We start from the raw sequence: 22,953 nt of genomic DNA, 5'->3' as shown, positions 1-22,953 counted from the left end.
GACAGGCGTTTAGCCTGTTCTTTTTTTGTATAAATATGCTTGAAATATAATTTTTAATCATTTTATAATGTTAATAGCCAAAAATTTTGGTAAGATAGTATCATAATAGGGAGAAGGGAAAGGTTTACTTGAAACAAACAATCATCGATGCAATTGATCAGCATAAAAAAACATTTGAAGAAATCAGCATATATATCGGCGAAAACCCTGAGCTTGGCCATGAGGAATTCAAGGCAAGTGCAGTCTTAATAAAAACATTATTAGAACATGATTTCAAAGTAGAAAGAGATTTTTGCGGACTGCCAACTGCGTTCCGTGCCGTTTTTGACAGCGGGAAGGAAGGTCCAGTCATTGGCTTTATGTCAGAATATGATGCATTGCCAGAAGTTGGCCATGCATGCGGCCATAATTTAATCGGCACGATGGGAATTGCGGCAGGTATTGGCCTGAGCAAAGTCCTGGCTGAGACTGGCGGTAAAGTTATCGTTTATGGAACGCCTGCAGAGGAAACAAAGGGCGGCAAGGTTACCATGGCAGAACAAGATATCTTTTCTGAACTGGATGTAGCCATGATGGTCCATCCTCTTGATAATAATATGAAAAGCGGATCTTCCTTAGCGATGGATGCGATCCAATTTGAGTTCTTCGGGAAAGCAGCCCACGCTGCTGCAAGCCCTCATATGGGAATTAACGCATTAGATGCAGTACTGCAAACATTTAACAGCATCAATGCCCTTCGCCAGCATGTTACTTCAGATGCACGCATTCATGGCATCATTCCAGAAGGCGGCAAGGCAGCCAATGTTGTCCCTGATTATGCAGTTGCCCAATTCTATGTACGTGCAGCCAGACGAGACTATGTGAACGAGCTTGTTGAGAAGGTGAAAAAATGCGCAGAAGGTGCTGCATTGCAGACTGGTGCAACATTAACAGTGTCTAACTATGAATTCTCTTATGATGATATGATTACAAACGATACGCTTTCTGAAGCATTTAATAAGGAATTAGTTTCACTTGGCATACCTGCACAGGAAATCTATGAGCAAAGAGACGGATCTGGTTCCCTTGATATGGGTAATGTCAGCCAAGCTGTGCCTTCAATTCACCCATATATTAAAATTTGCAATGAAGCATATGCATGCCACACACATGAATTTAGAGAGGCTGCAATGACAGATCAGGCGAGAGAAGCAATGATTGTTGGGGCAAAATCGATGGCGTTAACAGGCTATGAAGTATTAACAAACAAAGAGCTGCTTCAACAAATTAAAGATGAATTTAACCGCAATAAATAACAGAAACCTCCTGGTGCGCTTGCCAGGAGGTTTTTTTTAAGAAACGCTTTTCCATAGTTTTCGTTTTTTGCTTGTGTTTAAGGCTATAAAAATAATACACACTGTTGAAGCAATCAATGACCCATGAAATATCCAAACCATCTGCTTTAGTGAGGTTGCTTCAAGGATGAGTGGAGCTATAACGAAACCTAATGCAAATCCAAGAGATTTGAGGAGCATGCCAACACCAAAGATTCTTCCTCTAATATGATTGTCTGTTTTTTGAAGCAATACAGCATGCAGAGTAGTAAAGGTTGCATCAAAAATTCCTGTGACAAATGCAAATATTAAGATAATCCAGCTGTTTGTGTTAGAAAAGAATGTAATAAAACCTGCTGACATCAACATAGCAGACACGAAACAGGCATAATAAATGCTTCTTTCCGTCTGGAACTTAATTTTCGGCATAATCATTGTTGCAAAAACAGAACCAATTCCCCAAGCACCCCAAATCAACCCATAATAAAGACTTTGTTTTTCTCCATTAATCACCTCAGCAAGCAAGGGAATTCCTAAATTATGAGAAGCACCTGCAAAGGAGCCGATTAAGAAAACAAGATTAACTAAAAGCAGCATTGGTGCTAATAAAATGAACGCATTGACTTCTCTCAGGTCATTGCCAAGACTTGTTAATACGCTTTTCATACTGCTAGCAGCAAGAGGAGTTTTCGTTTGTGCGGACGTTTGCCACTTCATCCGCATTAAGATAAAGGCAGACAATATATACGTTGCCCCATCAATAATTAGTGTGGCTTGATAACCGATAAGCTCCGTGATTATACCTGCGCCAATAAATCCAAACACAAGACTTACAGAAGTAAGCCGTGCGATTAAGGCGTTTGTATTAATCACTTTATCCTCCCCGAAAATTTGCGGGATTTCCGCACTGTAGCTGACAGCAAACAGGCTGGTCGTTAATCCGATCAGAAAGCATACAGTCACAATCATAACTGGATTTGGGTAAATCAACAGCAAAAGAATAATAGCTGCCCGCAAAACATCTGCTGTTATCATGATTTTCCGCCTGTCAAAACGGTCAGCAAGTACCCCTGAAAATAGGCTCGAAAGCACGCCGCCGAGTGTGCGGAACGCCATTGTCGCTGCTAGCCAACCAGTAGATCCTGTAGCAGCATACATTAAGACATTTATAGCGATTAAATCCATAAAGGTCCCTAAGTCGGAGAATGCCTTCACATATAAAAAAACTTTCTTATTCATCGCTGCTCCTTTAATATCAGTTATTTTAGACTATTCAGTTTTATTGTATAAGCAATACACTTATTTCGCAATGCGAAATTCAATCGCGAAAAAAATTTTCTTAATAACCTGCTAAGTGCTTTAAAAAAACAAAAATTGGGGTACTTATTACTCATAATCTTAAACTTTAAAGGAGTGTTATTATGGAAAATAAAACGATTATGCAGTTTTTTGAATGGCATTTAGAAGCAGATGGGAACCATTGGAAAAGATTAAAGGAAAGAGCTGGTGAACTTAAGGAAGCAGGAATTGATGCTGTCTGGATTCCTCCAGTAACAAAAGGAATCACTGGTGATGATAACGGATATGGAATTTATGATTTGTATGACCTTGGTGAATTCGACCAAAAAGGAAGTGTCCGGACAAAATACGGAACTAAAGACGAATTAGTGGAGGCTATCCAGGCATGTCATAATGTTGGAATCGCTGTTTATGTTGATATAGTAATGAACCATAAGGCAGGCGCTGATGAAGCGGAAACCTTTAAAGTGGTTGAAGTGAATCCAGAGAACAGAGAAGAAGATATTTCTGAACCATATGATATCGAAGGCTGGACAAAGTTCACCTTCCCAGGAAGAAATGGTAAATACTCTGATTTCCAGTGGAATTACAACCACTTTAATGGAACAGATTATGATGCGAAAGAAGAGAAGGAAGGCGTCTTCCGCATTCTTGGTGAGAATAAATATTGGAATAAGAATGTCGATAAGGAACTAGGAAACTATGATTTCTTAATGTTTTCTAATATAGATTTTAATAATGAGACTGTCAGGGAAGAGATGTTTAAGTGGGGGAAATGGATCAGTGAAACATTATCGTGCAACGGCTTCCGTCTTGATGCGATAAAACATATAAATCATGAATTTATTAAAGATTTCGCCCTTGAGTTAAAGAAAGAACGAGGCGACGAATTTTATTTTGTCGGTGAGTTTTGGAAAGGTGATATTGAAGAGTGTCAGCAGTTTTTAGAAGAAATGGATTTCACTATTGATTTATTTGATGTTCCGCTTCACTATAAATTACATACTGCTTCCATCCAAGGCAGTGAGTTTGATCTATCCACCATTTTTGAGGATACTCTTGTAAACCTCCATCCAACACATAGTGTTACATTTGTCGATAATCACGACACACAACCGAATGAATCGCTAGAATCATGGGTAGAGGATTGGTTTAAACAGATTGCATACAGCTTAATTTTGCTTCGTAAAGATGGGTATCCATGTGTGTTCTACGGCGATTATTACGGTATCAACGGTCCAGTGCCTGTTGATGGCAAAAAAATAGCAATTGATCCACTGTTATATGCTAGAAAAAGAAAAGCATACGGAAAACAAGACGATTATTTTGATGATAAAAATGTCATCGGTTGGGTTCGCCATGGCGATGAGAACATCGAAAAATCCGGCTGTGCTGTAGTTATATCCAATAATGTAGAAGGCAGCAAAAGAATGTTTGTCGGTCAAGAGCGTGCTGGAGAAACTTGGATAGACTTAACGAATACAAGAGAAGAGCAAATTGTCATTGAAGAGGATGGTTTTGCCGATTTCCCTGTTAATGGGCAAAGCGTGTCTGTTTGGGGATTGGCGGATTAAGTTTAAATTGATAAGTCGATGGATAATCGGATTCAACTGTTGATTTATAAGATTACTAAAAATTTTCTAGCTGTTGTGTAGGAAGGAGGCGAACTTGTTTAGTTCGTCTTCTTCTATTTTCAGTGATATTCAAATAGTACCTGCGGTTGTTTTTATTGTTTTGTGTCTAATTGTGGCTGGAGTAGTTTCCTAAGTAATGAAAAGATAATAACCTCTTCATTTTGCTTAACACGAACATTTTTTTATGTATGTGACAAGTTTTGCTCAGTATTATTGCCCGCTTAAATGTAAGCGCTCTATAATAAAAGTATACAGTTGAATCTTTTGCAAACTATTGGAGTCCTATTAGTAAAGAGGGGGTTAGTACTACGGTTTGTGGGTGAAAGGTGCTTCAAATACAAAATGATATAGATTCAAGCCTACTTATTAACAATACTTAAAGATATTGAGGTGGCTTTAAGTATGAAAAGTTTTCCTGTATGCGGAGTTTTAATTTTATGTTGTACCATTTTACTAACCTCTTACTCAAGTGATGATAGTACTATCGATAATTTTAATAAAATAGATGAAGCGGAATACTCAGTATCTTTTTCAAATTTATTTACGACTGAAGGGTATTTGGCAACATTTAATAAAATAGCTAGAATTTACTCAATACAGGAGTCAAGTAAGTTTTTAAGTAAACTAGAAAGTTCAGAAGGCTTATTGGTGATATCCAAATTGAACAAAATAAAATATATTATCTTTATCAATATCAAGTAGGTAAAAAAAATCAAGGAGAAATTCAAAGCTAAGCATTAGAAGATGGTGAAAAATAGGGGAGACAGTTCTAGAAATAGATAAGGATTGGGAGGATATGACGTTTGTTCTAGTGGATGGAGATGGAATGCTACTAGTAAGAAAGGAATGGCTTCATACGCCATTCCTTTTTATCGTTTAAAAAAGACTGTCAATTCCTTGATAAGCAAAGTAGGCACCGAATAATAATAAGGTGATGCCAGAAATGATAGAAATCATTCTTAATGTTGTGAGATTTAGGAATCTCCTAAAACTTGAGGTTAGTGCAGCGACAATAACATCCCAAATTATCAGCCCTAAAAATATCATACTGCTGTACACTAGCAGCATCCCTGTACCGTTTTCACTTGCTGTTTTCGCTAAAATAGACCCATAAATTCCAAGCCAAAACAATATAGATAACGGGCTAGTCGCAGACATAATGAAGCCAGTAATAAAGCATTTGAACAAGGAATCTCTTCCTCTTAACGAATCAAGGGTAATGGAATTGGAGCCTTTAATACTTTCTATGCCTGTATAAATGAGGATAAATCCGCCGAAGAGCCAAAGAAATACTTGAATGAATGGTATTTCCAGAAAATTGACCATGCCAATATAGACCATTAACATAAAAAGCCCATCAGCAACCATTGATCCAAAACCAACAATATAGGCATGCCAAAACCCATTTTTAATACCTTTATCAAGACGAGCAGAATTAACTGGTCCTATTGGGGCAGCTAATGTTAACCCTAAAAGAATATAGCTGAATAAAATACTTAGGCTCAATCCTTTTCCTCCCATCACAACTGCTTGTACATCCATTATTATGTTTTATTGGAGACAAATATGTTTCATGCGAGCATTTATCTGAATCTGCTTTTTTACAGAAAAGTTTAATCAGCATATGCTTTTGTCTGGCAGTCTGCTATTCTATAAATAATAAAATAGAAAGCGGTGACAAAATGATACGTTTTGGAATTGTTGGGTCTAATTGGATAACGGAGAGATTCATTAAAGCAGGTAGACAGCATGCAGATTTTACAGTAACGGCTGTTTACTCACGGACAGAAAAAAAAGCAAAAGAGTTTGCTTGGAAGCATCAAATAGAAAATGCATTCAATAGTTTAGAGGAGATGGCGCAATCTAGTGAGATTGACGCAGTATATATTGCAACACCGAACAGCCTTCATTGTGAGCAAGCAGTGCTGTTTATGAACAACAGCAAGCATGTGCTTTGCGAAAAACCATTTGCTGCAAATAAGCTGGAAGCAGAAATAATGATTACAGCTGCAAAGGATAATGGGGTTACGCTAATGGAAGCAATGAAATCAACGCTCATGCCAAATTTTCTTGCGGTGAAGGAAAATCTACATAAAATCGGTAAGATTCAATCGTATTTCTCCACGAATTGCAGATTATCGCCTTTTTATGAGCAATATAAACAGGGAGAGCTGCCGAATCTTTTCAACCCTAAGCTTGCTGGCGGATCTCTAATGGATTTAGGTGTATACACAATAGCCCCAATCGTAGATTTATTTGGTGTTCCAAAAGCGGTGGATGCAAGCGGTAACGTGCTAGATTCGGGTGTGGACGGAAATGGGCAAATTACCCTTCACTACAGTAATTTTAAAGCGAATGTTATGTTTTCTTGTATTTCAGAATCTACGTTGCCGACAGAAATTCAAGGCGAGGACGGAACAATCCTTGTTCATCATATTTCTAGTCCTAAAAAAGCAGAAATCCTTTTTTCAAGTGGGGTAGCAGAGGATATAAGCGAACAGGAGCAATTTGATCCAATGTACTATGAAATCGAGGAGTTTATTGATCTAATCAAGTCTGAGTGTCTCGAATCACCACGCAATACATGGACGAACACGATGGCTGTGATGGAAATTCTAGATGATGCAAGAAGACAAATGGGTGTCGATACGGTAACGACTGACTAGAAAGGAGCTTCTTAAAAAGTGTATGAATTGAAGACAAAAGAAACAGATAACAGTGTTATTGAATTTATTGAAACTGTGGAAAATCCGAAGAAAAAAGAGGATGCCTATAAATTGCTGGATATCTTTACTGAAACAACTGGTTTTCCAGCCAAGATGTGGGGACCAAGCATCATTGGCTTTGGGTCGTATCATTATAAATACGCTTCAGGTCACGAAGGGGATGCACCGTTAGTAGGATTCTCACCTCGCAAGGCCAAAACGAGCCTTTATTTTGCGCCTGGAGAATCAAAGCGGGCTGAAATGTTAGAGCGGTTTGGCAAACATACAACTGGCAAGGCATGTGTCTACATAAACAAAATTGCAGACATTGATATAGCTGTTTTACAAGAGCTGATTATTGCTTCTGTTGATTTTTTGAAAGAAACGTATCCAGAGAAGTAACAGCAGGATAGAAACCTAATCCTTATTAGGGGATATATTTTACTAAAAAAATTTGTTAAACTATAATAATAACGTTTAAATGGAATAAAATGCGTTAGAAGAAACAAAGAGGAGTAAGTATATGATTGTTAAAAATGAACAAGACATCAATGGTCTAAAGGAAATTGGAAAAATAGTAAGCTTAATTAGGGAAGAATTATATAGAAAAACTGTTCCTGGCATTACAACAAAGGAACTGGATGAGCTTGCAGGAAAGCTATTTGCTGAACATGGTGCTGTATCTGCACCACAGGATATGTATGATTTTCCAGGATATACATGCATTTCTGTAAATGATGAAGTAGCTCACGGCATTCCAGGCAGCCGCATTATTCAAGAAGGCGACTTAGTAAATATTGACGTTTCTGCCAGCAAAAACGGCTATTTTGCTGATACAGGCAAATCTTTTGTTGTCGGCAATGGTGATCCAAACTTAGTGAAGCTGTGTGAAGTTGCGAAGGAAGCTTTTGAAGAAGGACTAAAATGCTTTAAACCAGGCGGCAAAAAGAACAGAATCGGAAAATTTGTTTATAATACCGCTAAAAAACATGGATTTACAGTAATCAAAAACCTTACTGGCCATGGAATCGGTACATCTCTGCATGAGGAGCCTGAGCATATTCTCAACTATTTTGATGCATGGGATAATGACCTTTTGAAAGAAGGAATGGTTATTGCATTTGAACCATTTATTTCGACAAGTGCTGAAGAAGTATATGAAAAATCCGATGGCTGGACTTTCTCAACGAAAAACAAAAGCTTCGTAGCACAGTATGAGCATACAGTAATCATTACAAAAGATAAGCCAATTATTACAACACTATAAATAGTACAGCCAGCAGATTTTTCATTTCTGCTGGCTGTATTTTTTTGTGTGTAAACAACTTTTTTCAACTGTTTTTTTCAGAATATTTTAGTACTTTAGCAGAGTAAACTTTATGGTTGACATCACTAGTAACCTTCCCGTATTGTATATATATACCGCCCGACGTATTTTGATTTATGGGGGAAATGGCTGTCGTATTAATACAGCCATTAGTGCTGCTTTTCGGATATTACTATTGAATCGGCTGGTTTTTAAATTAGTCTACACCAAACTATAACAGGTGTTTTTTTTATGCGTTTATCGTCAAACATCAGCTGTATTCACAGCTTATACAAGCTATAAGTAATCTCCCAACTTCAACTAGACAATTAACTTTTAAAGGAGAGAACACTTACATCATGAGCAATGGTAATAAGCTCGGACTAGCCATATTGACATCACTTGTTGTCGGCAATATGGTCGGTTCTGGAATTTTTATGCTTCCTCGCACATTAGCAGAGGTAGCAAGCCCAGCTGGGGTTATACTTGCATGGGTTTTAACTGGTTTAGGAGTATTAGTCACAGCCCTTGTCTTTGGGAATTTAGCAATCAGGAAGCCAGAGCTGACTGGCGGGCCGCAAATATATGCAAAGCAGCTGTTTAAAGAAGGTTCAAATCTATCCTTGCTTTCCGGTTTTATGTCGTCATGGGGATACTGGATTGGTAATCTTGCAGGAAATGTTGCAATCATCACGACATTTGCTGGTTATTTATCCACGTTTTTCCCTATTTTAACGAGTGAAGCTGTTCTCTTTACAGCAGGATCCTTTACGTTAAAAGTCGGCAATGCATTTACATTCGCAGTTTGTACGCTTTTATTATGGGGAACACATTTTATTATTTTGCGTGGGCTTGAAAATGCAGGGAAACTGAATTTCCTTGCGACTGCAGCGAAAGTGGTCGGTTTCTTGCTGTTCATTATTATTGCACTGTTTGCTTTTGAATCAAGCAATATATTGCCATTTGCAGAAGCAAAAACAGATGCTGCCGGCAATTCAGTAGGTCTACTTGGGCAAGTTAATAATGCAGCTGTAACTACACTGTGGGCATTTCTCGGTGTTGAATCTGCGGTCGTGTTTGCAGGCAGAGCGAAAAGGAAAATAGATGTGAAGCGTGCTACGATTTTAGGATTGTTGCTTGCACTTGCGATTTACATTGGGATAAGCACATTGGTTATGGGACTGTTAGATCAGGAAGCACTTATTTCCTCGCAGAAACCATTGATTGATGCTATCGAGGTCGTGCTTGGACCAATTGGCGGAAAAGTTCTAGCAGCTATTGGATTGATCAGCTTGTTCGGTTCAACAATCGGTTGGGTCATGCTAAGTGCAGAGATACCATACCAAGCTGCAAAGCAAGGTATCTTTCTGACACCTTTTAAGAAAGAAAACAAACAGGGCATTCCTGTGTTTTCCTTAGTGCTGACAAATATCCTTGGACAGCTATTTATATTTTCGACCGTGTCTAACAGCATTTCACAAGCATTTGATTTTGTCATTTACATTGCGACACTAGCATATCTTGTTCCATATTTAATTGCCTCGTTGTTCCAAGTGAAACTTACTTTCACTGGAGAAACATATGGTCAAAGAAAAGGACGAGTTACAGACATGATCATCGGTTTGCTTGCCTCTGTTTACTCTATTTGGGTAATAATTGCCGGGACAGCAGATATTAAGACATTTATGTTCGGAATCATTCTCCTTGCTAGCGGAATCTTGTTTTATGCAAAAGTACCCCGCAATCAGAGTTTGTCTGATAAATAAAAAGAGCGAAGCAGCTATTAAGCTGCTTCGCCTTTTTTTATAGAGAAGAAGAAGGATTATCCTTTTCCTCCCACTCGACATTATGTTCCTCTGCAAGTTTATCAATTTCATTTTGATATTCACGAAGTAAAGACCGAGCTTCCTCCAGCATGCCATTCGCTTCTTCTATTAATAATGGGTCTTGGGTTTCAAGGGCCCTTACAATTTTCACGAACGCATTATACTGAAGATCTGCTCCTTCTATATATTTTTCATGAACAGCTCGTAACTCCTCTGTATCAATCGGAACGGAATTCAATTCTTTAATGAATTCATTATAAGTGGGGATGACAGTAATCACTAACGCATCATACATTGTCACGTCATCCGTATAGTTAATGCCAGATACTTGGTCATATGCACTAACAGCTGTTGCTTCAAGCTCAAATGCTGTTGTCATTTCACTGTTCACATAATTCATTAGATCATCTTGAATTGGATCATTAAAGCATGCAGATAAAACGAAGATAATGGGTAAAATGGTGCAAAAAATAACTTTTTTCACTTAATAACCTCCTTTACCTCAATTTATGAAAGAGTGGAAGTCCACTATGTATAGCAGAAAAGCCCATTTATTCTAATTTAGGAAAATAATTACCAGAACTATCTTGTAAAGCAAAATAGTGTATGATATCCTCTAAATATAAGCTATATTGCAATGCAAAATAGCGATTAAGGTTACGTGAAGGGAAAGAAACAGATGTCTTCAAGTCAAATGCTTAAAGGAGTGCTGGAAGGGTGCTTATTGGCAGTCATTTCAAAAGGAGAAGTATACGGATATGAAATGATTGAAAAGCTCGAAGCGTATGGCTTTACTATGATAAGCGAAGGCAGTATTTATCCAGTACTGTTGCGTATGAAAAAAGAAAAGCTCGTCCATGTAGAAACAAAAGCATCCCCATCAGGTCCTAAACGAAAGTATTATACATTGACAGAGGAAGGACACCACCAATTACAGCAATTTGAAGAAAGGTGGCTGCTGCTTTCCAACAGTGTCAACGAACTATTAAAAAAAACATAAAGGAGGACATAAAAAAGTGGAACTGTCGGCAAAAAGTCAGGAATTTATTGATAACCTTCACTTATACCTTATGACAAGCGGTAAAAAGGATGAGGAAATAAAAGAAATAGTAGAGGAACTGACAGATCATTTATTAGAAGCAGAAAAGGATGGCAAAGACATATCTGAAATCACAGGTGCTTCCCCGAAAAGCTATATGGAAAGCCTTGCACAGGAGATGAAAACAGATTATGGGGAGTGGCTTAAGTATATTCCGTTGCTTTTTTTAAGCATCATCTCCTACCAGGTTATTGGTGATGCCTTATTAGGTGAGTTAAGTTATACGTTAACAGTCATTATCGGTCAGCCAATTGTCGTTGCTTTTATGCTTCTGTTATATGTTTTAACCTTTAAAACCTTTGCATCCCGTTCGAAAGCATTGTCAAAAAGAATGGCCATTGGTATATTCGTACTCAATGTACTGTCTACCGCAGCCTTTTTCTTCATATTGTATTTCGGTAATAAAGGCACACCTGTCCTTATCATCGACAGTTTGCTTGGGAAGCTGGGAATAGCTGCAGTTGCGTTCGTTTTCCTGGCATCGTTTGCATGGTGGTCTAAATCATGGGCACCATTCATCCCATTAGTCGTCTATGTTCCAACATTTGCTGTCGAGTTTTTTCCCCTTTCAGTGGAGGAAAAAGCATTATATTCATCCATTATATTTGTTTTGCTTGCTGTAACGTATTTTCTGATTGTCTTTCTAAAAAGCAGAAAAGAAAAAGCAAAGACAGCATAAATTTAAACTGTAAAATGAGATGGATAGGTAAGACGATCTAGCAGTGAAGCGACTTGACACTGCTTCCGCCAATAAAGCGGATAGTAATAATATTCCTTTTTTATCCCGAGAAAAAATTAAACTGTAAACACCTTTAAAAAGGTGTTTTTTTTAAAAACAACAATTGAATATTTATTAATAATATTGTATAAATATTATATAAAGAAACGTACTAAGGAGAATAACGATGGAATTCCATATATCCAATGAACTTCCGACATTTGAACAGTTTGCACAGCTCCATGAAGACAGCGGACTGCTTCAAAATAAAAAAGGAAATTATACACGAGAACAATTATTTGAAGCAGCGAAAGGCAGCTGGTTTTATACAGCGATTTATCATAATAATACATTGACAGCTTTCGGCAGAATGATTTCAGACGGAGTATATCAGGCACTTATATGTGATGTGATGGTAAGTCCTGATATGCAAGGACAAGGTTTGGGCAAAAAAGTCATAGAAGAGCTTTTACAAAAATGTAAGGACAGCGGGATTCAAACTGTTCAGCTTTTTTCGGCAAAAGGCAAGCATTCTTTTTATAAAAAATTAGGCTTTCAAGAACGAGATACAGATGCGCCTGGAATGACGATGTTAATTTAAAATCATATGAAAATATTGTAAAGTTTAACTAAATTATGCATATCAATCCTTAAATTGGTAACGATAGGGTTATACATATTAAGGAGTTGAAATGGATGGAAGAGAAGATGAATGAACCGACTGGCGAAGACTTGTTAACAAATCGCCAAGGTCATCCTGTAACAGACAACCAAAATGTAAGAACCGTTGGCAACCGAGGGCCAACCACATTGGAGAACTATGATTTTTTAGAAAAGATTACGCATTTTGACCGCGAAAAAATCCCTGAAAGGGTTGTTCATGCAAGAGGTGCTGGTGCACATGGTTATTTTGAGTCATACGGCACTGTTGGTGATGAACCTATTTCTAAATACACACGTGCAAAGATTTTCCAAGAAAAAGGCAAGCAGACACCGCTGTTTATCCGTTTTTCCACTGTAGTTCATGGAGTCCATTCTCCAGAGACATTGAGAGATCCACGTGGGTTTGCCATTAAGTTTTATACAGAAGATGGCAACTGGGATTTAGTCGGGAATAATTTAAAGATTTTCTTTATCCGCGATCCGCTTAAATTCCCAGATATGGTTCATTCCTTCCGACCAGATCCTGTTTCAGGATTGTCTGATCCTGAAAGAATGTTTGACTTCCTTGCATTGACACCAGAATCGATGCATATGATTACCTTTGTATTTTCACCATGGGGTATTCCTGCCAATTACCGGCAAATGCAAGGCTCTGGAGTGCATGCTTATAAATGGGTGAATGCAGAAGGCAAAGCTGTGCTTGTAAAATATCATTGGGAGCCTAAACAAGGTATCAGAAACTTAACGCAAAAAGAAGCAGATGAAGTCCAAGCGAAAAATTACAGCCATGCAACACAGGATTTATATGAAGCAATTGAAAAAGGCGATTATCCTGAATGGGAGCTTTATGTGCAAATCATGGAGGATGGAGAGCACCCAGAATTGGATTTTGATCCGCTTGATCCTACAAAGCTTTGGTATAAAGAGGACTACCCTTGGCTTCCAGTCGGCAAAATGGTCTTGAACAAAAATCCAGAGAACTACTTCACAGAAGTGGAACAATCGGCTTTTGGAACAGGCGTAATCGTCGACGGAATGGACTTTTCCGATGATAAGCTCCTGCAAGGCAGAACTTTCTCTTACTCCGATACACAGCGACACAGAGTGGGAACAAATTATCTGCAATTACCTATCAACAGACCGAAAAAACATGTTGCTACTAATCAAGAAGGCGGACAAATGGACTTCCGAACAGAATTCGGCAAACACCAAAATCCGCATATTAATTATGAGCCTTCTGTAATCGGCGGCTTAAAAGAAGCAGAAAATCCAGGCAAAGAGCATGAACCATATGTGGAAGGCAATGTAAAAAGGGAAAAAATCTCTCGTGAAAATAACTTTGGACAAGCTGGCGAAACTTACCGAAGATTTACGGAGTTTGAAAGAGATGAGCTTATAAGCAACTTATCCTCCGCACTTGCAGCTTGCCGTACAGAAATTCAAGAGAAAATGATCGACATGTGTACAAAGTGTGATGAAGATTACGGAAAACGGATTGCAGAAGCAATCCAAAAAATAACAGAAACAAGAGTTGATCAAATGGAAGATGCTGTGCAAACAGCAGAAGATGTGTCACATCCTTCTGATCCTTATTAATATCATTGCCTGCTGTGTTTATGACAGCAGGCTTTTTCAATGTGTTGTTTTGTTGACATAATCCCAAATATATGGTATTAAATAATCGTTAGCACTCTGAAGCTTAAAGTGCTAAACTGGACTACATATTATTCTTACTTTTGAAAGGAGCTATTATTTAATGGTCGAAACAAAAGAATTCAAAGCCGAATCGAAAAGGCTGCTCGAAATGATGATTAACTCTATCTACTCACAAAGAGAGGTTTTCTTAAGAGAGCTGATTTCCAATGCCAGTGATGCAATTGATAAAATCTATTACAGAGCATTGTCAGATGAAGCCATTACCTTCCATAAAGAAGATTATTATATAAAGATAAAAGCAGATAAGCAAAATCGGACATTGACGATTACGGATACAGGCATCGGGATGACGAAGGAAGAATTGGAGAATAACTTAGGAACAATTGCTAAAAGCGGTTCTCTGGCCTTTAAAAATGCAAATGAGCTGAAAGACGGCCATGATATTATCGGCCAATTTGGAGTAGGTTTTTATGCGGCGTTTATGGTAGCAGATGTTGTCACAGTTACATCAAAATCCCTTGACAGTGACACTGCCTACAAGTGGCAATCAAAGGGTGCGGATGGCTACACAATCGAGGAAACGGCAAAAGAACAGGTTGGAACGGAAATTGTCTTATCATTGAAGGAAAACAGTGAAGATGACCAATACGACGAATTTTTAGAAGATTACCGTTTAAAGCAAATCATCAAAAAATATTCAGACTTTATCCGCTATCCAATAAAAATGGATGTGACTACATCTGCTCCAAAAGAAGGAACAGAGGATGAGTTCGATGAGTTTGTCGAAGAGCAAACTATCAACAGCATTGTGCCAATTTGGAGAAAAAACAAAAGTGAGCTTACAGACGAGGATTACCAGCGTTTCTATGAGGACAAACGTTATGGTTTTGACAAGCCTTTGTCACATCTGCATGTAAGTGTAGATGGATCGATTCGCTATAATGCTATTTTGTATATTCCAGAAAAGACTCCGTTTGACTATTACTCTAAAGAGTACGAAAAAGGACTTGAACTATATTCCAATGGCGTCTTAATCATGGAGAAGTGTGCCGATCTGCTCCCTGATTATTTCAGCTTTGTGAAAGGACTCGTAGATTCCGAGGATTTATCCTTGAATATATCACGAGAAATGCTGCAGCATGACAGACAGCTGAAAAAAATCGAAAAAAATATTACTAAAAAAATTAAAAGTCAATTAAAAGCGCTGCTAAAGGATGAGAGAGAACAATACGAAGCATTTTTCGAATCATTCGGAAGACAGCTTAAATATGGCGTGTACAGTGACTTTGGTGCCAACAAAGAAATGCTGCAGGATTTACTGCTGTTCTATTCTTCCACAGAGAAGAAGCTCGTATCCTTAGATGAATATCTATCGAGAATGCCAGAGGAGCAAAAATACATTTACTATGCAACGGGAGATTCTATCGACAGAATAAGCAAGCTTCCACAAACAGAAGCAGTAGCGGAAAAAGGCTATGAAATACTTTACTTCACAGATGATATTGATGAATTTTCCATCAAGATGCTGCGTGTTTTTAATGACAAAGAATTTAAATCCGTTTCTGCAAGTGATCTTGGGATTGATGAGGATAATAAAGACACAGCAGATGCTGAGGAAGAAAACAAACCATTGTTAGACTTTATGAAGGAAGCTCTTAGCGGTAAGGTCAAGGATGTTAAAATATCTACACGCCTTAAGTCTCATCCAGTCTGTTTATCAACAAGCGGCGAATTGACGATTGAAATGGAAAAGGTTCTTAACTTGATGCCTGACAGCCAAGGCGTCCAGGCAGAAAAGGTGCTTGAAATTAACAAGAACCACACTGTCTTTCAATCATTAAAAACAGCGTTAGAAGCAGATAAAGAGAAGCTTAGCCTTTATACGAATCTGCTGTATAATCAAGCATTGCTGATTGAAGGACTTCCAATTGAAGACCCAGTTGACTTCACTAATAATATTTGCAAAATCATGGATTAATATAAAGTTAAAAGCAGCCTGTCTTGCAGGCTGTTTTTAACTGCATTAAATATTGACAAAATATTATTTTTGTGATATGATTAAATATTTTATATTTGACTGAATTCCCTGAATATACCATAATGAAATAGTAAAATAACGGTAAAGGGGAGAAAACAAGTGACTGTAAATTGGAATTTAAGAGCATTAGAGATTAATCTTGGCGGCTTTACTATTTTTCCTACACTGATTTGGAATGAAAAGACGGCGATATTAGTCGATACTGGGATGCCAGGCTTGCTTCCTGTATTTAAAAATGAAATGTCAAAACTAGATGTTCCTATTGAAAGGCTGTCAGCAATTATCCTAACACATCAAGACCTAGACCATATCGGCAGTCTGCCTGAATTGACAACAGTAAACCCTAATTTGTCTGTATTTGCTCACGAAGTGGAAAAACCTTATATAGAAGGAGATCTCCCCCTTATTAAGATGAACAGTGAAAATATGACAGCAGAAAAATGGGCGGCTATTCCAGATGCTTTGAAGCCGCTTTATGAAAACCCGCCATCAGCGAAAGTGACAAATACTCTTGAAGACGGTGCTGAGGTAGAGGGATTTCCTGGCATTGAAGTCATTGCTACACCTGGTCATACACCTGGCCATGTGAGCCTTTATGTTAAACAAACAAAAACATTGATTGCTGGTGATGCACTGACTTGTTCGGACGGCAACTTACTAGGACCAGCACCTCAGCATACATTGAATATGGATGAAGCACTAGCATCTGTTGCAAAACTTTTAAACTATGATATTGAAACAGTCATCTGCTATCATGGCGGTATCGTATCAGGAAAAATATTGCAACAATTAACAGAAATTATAGGTAAGTAAAAAAACAGGACAGGAAAACATGTTTTCCTGTCCTGTTTTTATGTTATTGATATTTTTGCAGCGGTTTATCGGCAGGGCCTTCCAGCACTTCGCCATCATAAGAGAATCTCGAGCCGTGACACGGGCAATCCCATGATTTTTCCCCATTATTCCAAGCGACCTCACAGCCAAGATGGGTGCAGGTTGTATCAACCATATGAACATTGCCATCAGTGTCTTTATAACAGCCGATTTTTTTTCCGTTTATGCGGAGAATGGATGCTTCATCTGGAGACAATTCCTCCTCATCGCTGGCAGGTTTCAGCTTTCCGCCAATAAGATGCTTTGCAACATCTAAATTTATGCTGATGAATTTTCGCAAAGATGGGTCAGAATAAAAACGGGAAGGAGCATACAACTCCTCGTATGGATTTTGTTTACCTTCAACCATATCAACAAGCAACAAAGCTGCTGCTATCCCGTTTGTAATGCCCCATTTCCGATAGCCTGTGGCTACAAAAATCGAGTCATGCCCCTTTTTAATAAGTCCTACATATGGGATCTTATCAAGTGTAATCAAGTCTTGTGCCGACCATTCATAATATACCTTTTCACTGTTAAGAACCTCTCGTCCAAACGCTTTAAGTGCTTCATAATGCTTAGTAGTATCTTCATCCTGTCCCGTTTTATGGCTGTCTCCGCTAATTAAAATTAATCTTTTGCCGTCATGTGAAACCGGACGGAGCGATCTTGAAGGAGTATCAGCACTGTAGTACATACCGCCAGGATATTTATCTGCTTCCTCCACAGCAACGACATAAGATCTTTTTGGATACATACGGGCAAAATAAAAGCCATTTGCATCATAAAAAGGAAAGTGAGAGGCGCTGATTACCTTATCTGCATGTACCTTGTAGCCGTCCCTAGTAACTACTGCTTTTTTCTCCTGTTGTTCCTCCACATCTGTTGCTGTTGTCTGTTCAAATATTGTTACATTATCCATTTTATCTAGTAATTCTTTGAAAAACAGAAGTGGGTGGAATTGATACTGATTTTTCATTACTAATGCGGCCTTCACTTCAATTGGAAAAGGTATGGACTCACGCAGTTCACAATCTATGCCAATTTCTTTGTAGGCAGCATGCTCTTTCATTACCTTATTTTCATATTCATCTGATACTGCATAAAGGATAGCATCATGTTTCTCTAGTCCACAGTCGATATTTAATTGTTCAGCTGCTGTTTTTATAAATTCCATGGCGTTATGATTTGCTTCATAATAGAGCTTCGCTTTTTTTAATCCCATGTTTTGCGTCAATTCATCATAAATAAGTCCATGCTGCGCCGTAATTTTTGCTGTCGTGTATCCTGTTGTTCCACTCATCAAGCTATCAGCTTCCAGCAGTGTGACACGACGTCCTTTTTTTCCAAGTAAATAGGCGGCAGTTAAACCAGTAATACCTCCGCCGACAATACAAATCTCTGTTTCATGATCGTTAGTGAGCTTAGGAAAGGAAGGAAGTTTAACTGTATCCCTCCATAATGATTCATGCTTGTCCATAACCATCCATCTCCTTACTATGTCTTTTCCTTCTATGTTTCCCAAAACAGGAAATAAAAAACATTAATATCCCGCCAGGAAATAAGTCGTATTCCTTGAAAGCTATACTGCTCCAAGTTATAGTAAAATAGCACTATTTTAGATTTATTATTTAAAGTTGATGAAATTAGAACGATAAACGACTAGACAAAGAGATGAACAGGAGGAAATGAATCGTGGTTTGTGATGTTTGTAAACCGAGTATTAAAGGCTATAGTGTCTTCTTTCCAGATGCTCACTCAATGAACGTGCTCCTTAAATATTTAAAGGGCAGCTCGCCTGATGCATTCAAAATTGTGAATACTTGCACAGTCTGGCTACTAGAACCAGTCTTTTTTTCTTTTGTCGATTACGCAGCTGTACACCTCGGCGAATACGGAATAACAGCTGCGGAAGCTGATATATGGAATCCGGATAAAAATAAGAGCAGAAAAAAACCAATTCATCTATTCACAGAAGAAAGGGAGGCTGCTTGGATAGATCAGGTTATAGAAGAAAACAGGGTTATCACACATTATCAGCCAATTGTCCGGATAGAAGACAGCAAACCGATAATTTATGGACATGAGCTGTTATCAAGAGGACTTGATGAATACGGGGCAATAATCCCTCCTAATAAACTGTTTGAGGCAGCGAGCTTGCGCAACCGCGTATTTTCATTAGATCGAGCTTGCCGTCTCCAATCTGTCCGCAATGCAGGCGTTGTAAAAGATAAGCTTGTTTTTATTAACTTTATCCCGACAGCTATTTATGTACCGGAGCACTGTCTTGCAAGTACATTTGCTTTAATTAAGGAACTTGGTGTGAAGCCATCACAAGTAGTATTTGAAGTAGTTGAAACAGATGACGTGCAAAATCTCGATCATTTAAAGTCTATTCTTGCTTATTATCGAAAACATGGTTTTAAGTATGCACTTGACGATGTGGGAACAGGCTATAACCAGATAGACAAATTGGAAAAAATGGAACCTGACGTTGTGAAGCTTGCGATTGAATATGTAAATGGTGTGAGCAAAGATTTACAGAAGCAACAGTTAGCACAAGAAGTGCTAATTCGCAGCAAAAGAATCGGTGCGCTCGCGCTCGCTGAAGGTGTTGAGCATATGGAAGACTTTCACTTTCTACAGGAAATGGGTTATGATCTGTTTCAAGGTTATTTATTTTCAAAACCTGCACAAAAACCGATGAGTGACACAGAGCTGATAGAAACGTTAAAGGAACATGAGAATATATTGACATTAACTTCATAATATGATTAAATAAAATCCAAATATTATATTTCAAAACTTATCCAGAGAGGTGGAGGGAACTGGCCCTATGAAACCTCGGCAGCGGGTTCATCTTACGAGATGAATACTGTGCCAATTCCAAGGACGCGATTATTCGGTCTTACAGATAAGAGGAAGAAATGCATGGTTGCACGAACTTAGTGTATGAATGATACAGTCCTCTTCTGTCAAGAAGAGGACTTTTTTATTTCCTTCCTATAAAAGGCGAAAATCGAATAGTAACAGGAGGCAGAAATAATGGGGTTTGACAACGCTCAATATAGTGACGAAAAAGACTTGCTGATTGAAAAGCTGATTGCACTCGGTATATATAAGAAGGAATCACTGCACCTTTTTGAATTATCGGTCTCAGAGCTAGAAGAAGTGTATGAGAAAGCAGCTTGTGACAATCAGTGTTAAATATGCCAGGCATATCTGTTTCAACTTGTGCCTATAAAATAGTAGAATGGAACAGGATTAATAAAAAGGCTGGTGCCCAAAAATGAACAGGATGGCAAAATATATAACAGCAATCCTAATATGCATATTGATCGGATTATCTTCCAGATATACAGCCTTTTATCCGCAAGTGATCCAATCCCATCTTGGTGATGTAATCTGGGCTAGTATGATTTATTTTGGTTTAAGGCTCTTTGTTAAGAAAAATCATTATCTATTTTCCATCCTGCTCGCACTGTTATTTTGCTGGCTGATTGAATTTAGTCAATTATATCAAGGAGATTGGCTGGTTGAAATCCGTAATACATTGCTTGGTGGACTTATCCTTGGCAAGGGTTTTCTGTGGATTGATTTACTTCGTTACACAGTCGGAGTAGCACTGGCATATTTGGTGGATCGGAATCTTTTGCATAAGCAAGCTGCCTAGTTGATTCTTTTAAAAATTTGGCAGTTATTTTCTGATTTGTGTTTTCATTATTTTACGATATAATAGTGATTGAGTTTTTTAACAGTCAAAGGCATTATGCCGCTTAATATTAGATCGGAGAGGTTGTAGCCCCCCTCTTAAAAAAAACTAAGAAGAAGCAGCACTTCTATCTTGGAGTGCTGTTTTTTTTTTGGTAATTGGGCATTAGTTGTAATGGTAGAAAGGGAGTATTTTTAATTATGTTAAGAGATGAAAAAGCAGTTGTTGTATTCAGCGGAGGCCAGGACAGCACTACATGCCTGTTTTGGGCTTTAGAAACATTCAAAGAGGTAGAAGCTGTTACCTTTAATTATAATCAAAGACACAAAGCAGAAATTCAATGTGCAATTGATATTGCTGCAGAGGTTGGTGTGAAACATCATATTCTAGATATGGAATTATTAAATCAGCTGGCACCGAACGCATTGACTCGAAGTGATATTGAAGTGAAAGAAGGCGAAAATGGGGAGCTTCCTTCTACATTTGTTCCAGGCAGAAATCTTGTCTTCTTGTCTTTTGCGGCTATTTTAGCAAGCCAAATTGGTGCAAAGCATATCATTACAGGCGTTTGTGAAACAGATTTCAGCGGATATCCTGATTGCCGTGATTCCTTCATTAAATCCCTTAATGTAACACTTAATCTTTCCATGGACACATCCTTTGTCATTCATACACCTTTAATGTGGCTGGATAAGGCGGAAACTTGGAAGCTTGCAGACGATTTAGGCAGACTGGACTATGTGAGAGAAAAGACGTTGACATGCTATGAAGGAGTAATCGGCGACGGCTGTGGAGAATGTCCTTCATGCTTGCTTAGAAAAGCAGGACTAGATAAATATCTTGAAGGAAAGAAAGAGGCACATGTATAATGGACACTAATTTCTTCGGCTTTCGAATTGTGGAGAACCTGCAGAAAATCGGCCAGGACATAAAAAAAGAAGAGTTGAATTATCATCAGAAAAGAGTGCTAATCTCCAAGGAATTTACTTTCGATGCTGCACACCATCTTCACTGTTATGAAGGAAAATGCAAAAATCTACATGGGCACACATATAAAGTTATTCTAGCAGTGAGCGGTTTAACAAATGATATCGGACTTGTCATTGACTTTGGTGATCTGAAAAACATTTGGAAGGAAAAAATAGAAGTATATCTCGACCACCGCTATCTAAATGAAACACTGCCGCATATGAATACAACTGCAGAAAACATGGTTGTGTGGATGTATGAAAAATTAAATGAAGAATTAAAACAATACAATAATGACAGCCAAAAGCTGAGAGTAGAGTATATCAAGCTATATGAGACACCTACGAGTTTTGCAGAAGCAAGAAGGGAATGGATGGGATGAGCAAAATACCGGTGCTAGAGATTTTCGGGCCGACAATCCAAGGAGAAGGGATGGTTGTGGGCAGGAAAACAATGTTTATCCGCACTGCCGGGTGCGATTATCGCTGTTCGTGGTGCGATTCTGCTTTCACATGGGATGGCACAGGAAAAGATGATATTATCCAAATGACAGCAGAGGAAATTTGGGAACGATTATCTGAATTAGGCGGAGATCGCTTCGACCATGTCACTATTTCAGGGGGAAATCCAGCCCTGCTGACAAACCTTCGCCATTTCATTGAGCTGGCAAAGCAAAAAAATATCCAGTTGGCTTTAGAAACACAGGGAAGCAAATGGCAAGACTGGTTTGAGCAAATTGATGATCTGACCATTTCGCCTAAGCCGCCAAGCTCTGGAATGAAAACAAATTTCGCCATTTTAGATGACATCATCACGAAATTGTCAGATGCAAACAGCTTGTTCAGTTTGAAGGTGGTTGTTTTTGATGAAGCAGACTATGAATATGCTATTCATGTTCATCAACGCTACCCAAATGTGCCTTTTTATTTGCAAGTAGGCAATGATGACATTACAAATGGCAATAATGAAGAATTGCTGCAAAAGCTGTTAACGAAATATGAATGGCTGATTGACCTCACTATGAACACGAGTGAAATGAATGACGTTCGCGTTCTTCCGCAGCTTCATGCATTGGTTTGGGGAAATAAAAGAGGCGTTTAGACTATAAATACCTAGTTTTACTGATAAATATAAGGTTCAAT

Annotated in this window: 23 protein-coding genes and 1 riboswitch; of the genes, 19 read left to right on the top strand and 4 right to left on the bottom strand. The window is 38.3% G+C overall.

Going from position 1 to position 22,953, the window contains the following annotated elements:
- Window positions 1-128 precede the first annotated feature (128 nt).
- Window positions 129-1,295 (top strand): M20 family metallopeptidase, encoded by a 1,167-nt coding sequence (locus M3600_RS11810; protein ID WP_233313873.1) that lies wholly within the window; start codon window positions 129-131, stop codon window positions 1,293-1,295.
- Window positions 1,296-1,331: 36 nt separating this feature from the next.
- On the opposite strand, the gene M3600_RS11805 is transcribed toward M3600_RS11810, so the two are convergent.
- Complete coding sequence (locus M3600_RS11805; RefSeq protein WP_251646132.1) at window positions 1,332-2,552, bottom strand: MFS transporter; 1,221 nt, start codon at window positions 2,550-2,552, stop codon at window positions 1,332-1,334.
- A 179-nt stretch (window positions 2,553-2,731) separates the two neighbouring features.
- Here M3600_RS11805 and M3600_RS11800 point away from each other — a divergent pair, with 179 nt between their 5' ends.
- The gene (locus M3600_RS11800) at window positions 2,732-4,186 is read left to right on the top strand and encodes an alpha-amylase (RefSeq protein WP_237942290.1); all 1,455 of its coding nucleotides are present in this window, start codon (window positions 2,732-2,734) and stop codon (window positions 4,184-4,186) included.
- Between the two features lie 462 nt (window positions 4,187-4,648).
- The gene (locus tag M3600_RS11795; protein ID WP_251646131.1) at window positions 4,649-4,948 is read left to right on the top strand and encodes a hypothetical protein; all 300 of its coding nucleotides are present in this window, start codon (window positions 4,649-4,651) and stop codon (window positions 4,946-4,948) included.
- 174 nt (window positions 4,949-5,122) lie between these two features.
- Here the strand turns inward: M3600_RS11795 and M3600_RS11790 are convergent, their stop codons facing one another.
- Window positions 5,123-5,752: a LysE family transporter gene (locus M3600_RS11790; RefSeq protein ID WP_237941416.1), complete on the bottom strand. Its 630-nt coding sequence runs from the start codon at window positions 5,750-5,752 to the stop codon at window positions 5,123-5,125.
- Window positions 5,753-5,928: 176 nt separating this feature from the next.
- Here M3600_RS11790 and M3600_RS11785 point away from each other — a divergent pair, with 176 nt between their 5' ends.
- The 4 genes from M3600_RS11785 to M3600_RS11770 all read left to right on the top strand — a co-directional run bounded on the left by M3600_RS11785 (window position 5,929) and on the right by M3600_RS11770 (window position 10,023).
- On the top strand, window positions 5,929-6,912 hold the full coding sequence (locus M3600_RS11785) for a Gfo/Idh/MocA family protein (RefSeq protein ID WP_251646130.1): 984 nt from the start codon (window positions 5,929-5,931) through the stop codon (window positions 6,910-6,912).
- 18 nt (window positions 6,913-6,930) lie between these two features.
- The gene (locus M3600_RS11780) at window positions 6,931-7,353 is read left to right on the top strand and encodes a DUF1801 domain-containing protein (RefSeq protein WP_233313868.1); all 423 of its coding nucleotides are present in this window, start codon (window positions 6,931-6,933) and stop codon (window positions 7,351-7,353) included.
- Window positions 7,354-7,474: 121 nt separating this feature from the next.
- A complete protein-coding gene (gene map, locus M3600_RS11775; protein ID WP_233313867.1) occupies window positions 7,475-8,218 on the top strand; it encodes a type I methionyl aminopeptidase in 744 nt (247 codons plus the stop codon).
- 398 nt (window positions 8,219-8,616) lie between these two features.
- Window positions 8,617-10,023: an amino acid permease gene (locus tag M3600_RS11770; protein WP_251646099.1), complete on the top strand. Its 1,407-nt coding sequence runs from the start codon at window positions 8,617-8,619 to the stop codon at window positions 10,021-10,023.
- A 37-nt stretch (window positions 10,024-10,060) separates the two neighbouring features.
- Here the strand turns inward: M3600_RS11770 and M3600_RS11765 are convergent, their stop codons facing one another.
- Window positions 10,061-10,567: a hypothetical protein gene (locus tag M3600_RS11765; RefSeq protein ID WP_233313865.1), complete on the bottom strand. Its 507-nt coding sequence runs from the start codon at window positions 10,565-10,567 to the stop codon at window positions 10,061-10,063.
- A 195-nt stretch (window positions 10,568-10,762) separates the two neighbouring features.
- Here M3600_RS11765 and M3600_RS11760 point away from each other — a divergent pair, with 195 nt between their 5' ends.
- The 6 genes from M3600_RS11760 (at window position 10,763) to M3600_RS11735 (ending at window position 17,070) form a co-directional block, all read left to right on the top strand.
- Window positions 10,763-11,083: a PadR family transcriptional regulator gene (locus tag M3600_RS11760; RefSeq protein WP_237941418.1), complete on the top strand. Its 321-nt coding sequence runs from the start codon at window positions 10,763-10,765 to the stop codon at window positions 11,081-11,083.
- Between the two features lie 16 nt (window positions 11,084-11,099).
- Window positions 11,100-11,861, top strand: coding sequence for a DUF1129 family protein (locus M3600_RS11755; RefSeq protein WP_251646097.1), 762 nt, complete (start codon window positions 11,100-11,102; stop codon window positions 11,859-11,861).
- A gap of 226 nt (window positions 11,862-12,087) precedes the next feature.
- A complete protein-coding gene (locus M3600_RS11750) occupies window positions 12,088-12,501 on the top strand; it encodes a GNAT family N-acetyltransferase (RefSeq protein ID WP_233313862.1) in 414 nt (137 codons plus the stop codon).
- 95 nt (window positions 12,502-12,596) lie between these two features.
- Complete coding sequence (locus M3600_RS11745; RefSeq protein WP_251646095.1) at window positions 12,597-14,159, top strand: catalase; 1,563 nt, start codon at window positions 12,597-12,599, stop codon at window positions 14,157-14,159.
- Window positions 14,160-14,319: 160 nt separating this feature from the next.
- Entirely contained in the window at window positions 14,320-16,197 is a 1,878-nt protein-coding gene (htpG, locus tag M3600_RS11740; RefSeq protein ID WP_251646093.1) for a molecular chaperone HtpG, read from the top strand.
- A 159-nt stretch (window positions 16,198-16,356) separates the two neighbouring features.
- A complete protein-coding gene (locus M3600_RS11735; RefSeq protein WP_251646085.1) occupies window positions 16,357-17,070 on the top strand; it encodes an MBL fold metallo-hydrolase in 714 nt (237 codons plus the stop codon).
- A 43-nt stretch (window positions 17,071-17,113) separates the two neighbouring features.
- Here M3600_RS11735 and M3600_RS11730 read toward each other — a convergent pair whose 3' ends face one another.
- Window positions 17,114-18,610: an FAD-dependent oxidoreductase gene (locus M3600_RS11730; protein ID WP_251646083.1), complete on the bottom strand. Its 1,497-nt coding sequence runs from the start codon at window positions 18,608-18,610 to the stop codon at window positions 17,114-17,116.
- Window positions 18,611-18,825: 215 nt separating this feature from the next.
- Here M3600_RS11730 and M3600_RS11725 point away from each other — a divergent pair, with 215 nt between their 5' ends.
- The 6 genes from M3600_RS11725 (at window position 18,826) to queE (ending at window position 22,912) form a co-directional block, all read left to right on the top strand.
- The gene (locus M3600_RS11725) at window positions 18,826-19,899 is read left to right on the top strand and encodes an EAL domain-containing protein (protein WP_251646081.1); all 1,074 of its coding nucleotides are present in this window, start codon (window positions 18,826-18,828) and stop codon (window positions 19,897-19,899) included.
- A 34-nt stretch (window positions 19,900-19,933) separates the two neighbouring features.
- A riboswitch (SAM riboswitch) is annotated at window positions 19,934-20,051 on the top strand.
- Between the two features lie 124 nt (window positions 20,052-20,175).
- Entirely contained in the window at window positions 20,176-20,337 is a 162-nt protein-coding gene (locus M3600_RS11720; protein WP_233313856.1) for a Fur-regulated basic protein FbpA, read from the top strand.
- An 82-nt stretch (window positions 20,338-20,419) separates the two neighbouring features.
- Window positions 20,420-20,803 (top strand): ribosomal maturation YjgA family protein, encoded by a 384-nt coding sequence (locus M3600_RS11715; protein WP_251646079.1) that lies wholly within the window; start codon window positions 20,420-20,422, stop codon window positions 20,801-20,803.
- A 239-nt stretch (window positions 20,804-21,042) separates the two neighbouring features.
- Complete coding sequence (queC, locus tag M3600_RS11710; RefSeq protein WP_233313854.1) at window positions 21,043-21,711, top strand: 7-cyano-7-deazaguanine synthase QueC; 669 nt, start codon at window positions 21,043-21,045, stop codon at window positions 21,709-21,711.
- Window positions 21,711-22,193, top strand: coding sequence for a 6-carboxytetrahydropterin synthase QueD (gene queD, locus M3600_RS11705; protein ID WP_233313853.1), 483 nt, complete (start codon window positions 21,711-21,713; stop codon window positions 22,191-22,193). Before queC ends, queD begins: the two co-directional genes overlap by 1 nt.
- Window positions 22,190-22,912, top strand: coding sequence for a 7-carboxy-7-deazaguanine synthase QueE (gene queE, locus M3600_RS11700; RefSeq protein ID WP_233313852.1), 723 nt, complete (start codon window positions 22,190-22,192; stop codon window positions 22,910-22,912). Before queD ends, queE begins: the two co-directional genes overlap by 4 nt.
- Window positions 22,913-22,953: the final 41 nt, after the last annotated feature.

Origin of the sequence: Niallia sp. MER 6 (assembly GCF_023714395.1) — a bacterium.
In the GTDB taxonomy this organism is placed as follows: domain Bacteria; phylum Bacillota; class Bacilli; order Bacillales; family Cytobacillaceae; genus Niallia.
Note: the sequence above shows the minus strand (reverse complement) of the source record. Positions and strands in the feature narration are given on the sequence as shown.

Coding starts and splice junctions, on each gene's coding strand:
- queC (WP_233313854.1), top strand. CDS start 21,043: ATGTTAAGAGATGAAAAAGCAGTTGTTGTATTCAGCGGAGGCCAGGAC.
- M3600_RS11750 (WP_233313862.1), top strand. CDS start 12,088: ATGGAATTCCATATATCCAATGAACTTCCGACATTTGAACAGTTTGCA.
- M3600_RS11770 (WP_251646099.1), top strand. CDS start 8,617: ATGAGCAATGGTAATAAGCTCGGACTAGCCATATTGACATCACTTGTT.
- M3600_RS11805 (WP_251646132.1), bottom strand. CDS start 2,552: ATGAATAAGAAAGTTTTTTTATATGTGAAGGCATTCTCCGACTTAGGG.
- queD (WP_233313853.1), top strand. CDS start 21,711: ATGGACACTAATTTCTTCGGCTTTCGAATTGTGGAGAACCTGCAGAAA.
- M3600_RS11795 (WP_251646131.1), top strand. CDS start 4,649: ATGAAAAGTTTTCCTGTATGCGGAGTTTTAATTTTATGTTGTACCATT.
- M3600_RS11715 (WP_251646079.1), top strand. CDS start 20,420: ATGAACAGGATGGCAAAATATATAACAGCAATCCTAATATGCATATTG.
- M3600_RS11785 (WP_251646130.1), top strand. CDS start 5,929: ATGATACGTTTTGGAATTGTTGGGTCTAATTGGATAACGGAGAGATTC.
- htpG (WP_251646093.1), top strand. CDS start 14,320: ATGGTCGAAACAAAAGAATTCAAAGCCGAATCGAAAAGGCTGCTCGAA.
- queE (WP_233313852.1), top strand. CDS start 22,190: ATGAGCAAAATACCGGTGCTAGAGATTTTCGGGCCGACAATCCAAGGA.
- map (WP_233313867.1), top strand. CDS start 7,475: ATGATTGTTAAAAATGAACAAGACATCAATGGTCTAAAGGAAATTGGA.
- M3600_RS11760 (WP_237941418.1), top strand. CDS start 10,763: ATGTCTTCAAGTCAAATGCTTAAAGGAGTGCTGGAAGGGTGCTTATTG.
- M3600_RS11720 (WP_233313856.1), top strand. CDS start 20,176: ATGGGGTTTGACAACGCTCAATATAGTGACGAAAAAGACTTGCTGATT.
- M3600_RS11745 (WP_251646095.1), top strand. CDS start 12,597: ATGGAAGAGAAGATGAATGAACCGACTGGCGAAGACTTGTTAACAAAT.
- M3600_RS11730 (WP_251646083.1), bottom strand. CDS start 18,610: ATGGACAAGCATGAATCATTATGGAGGGATACAGTTAAACTTCCTTCC.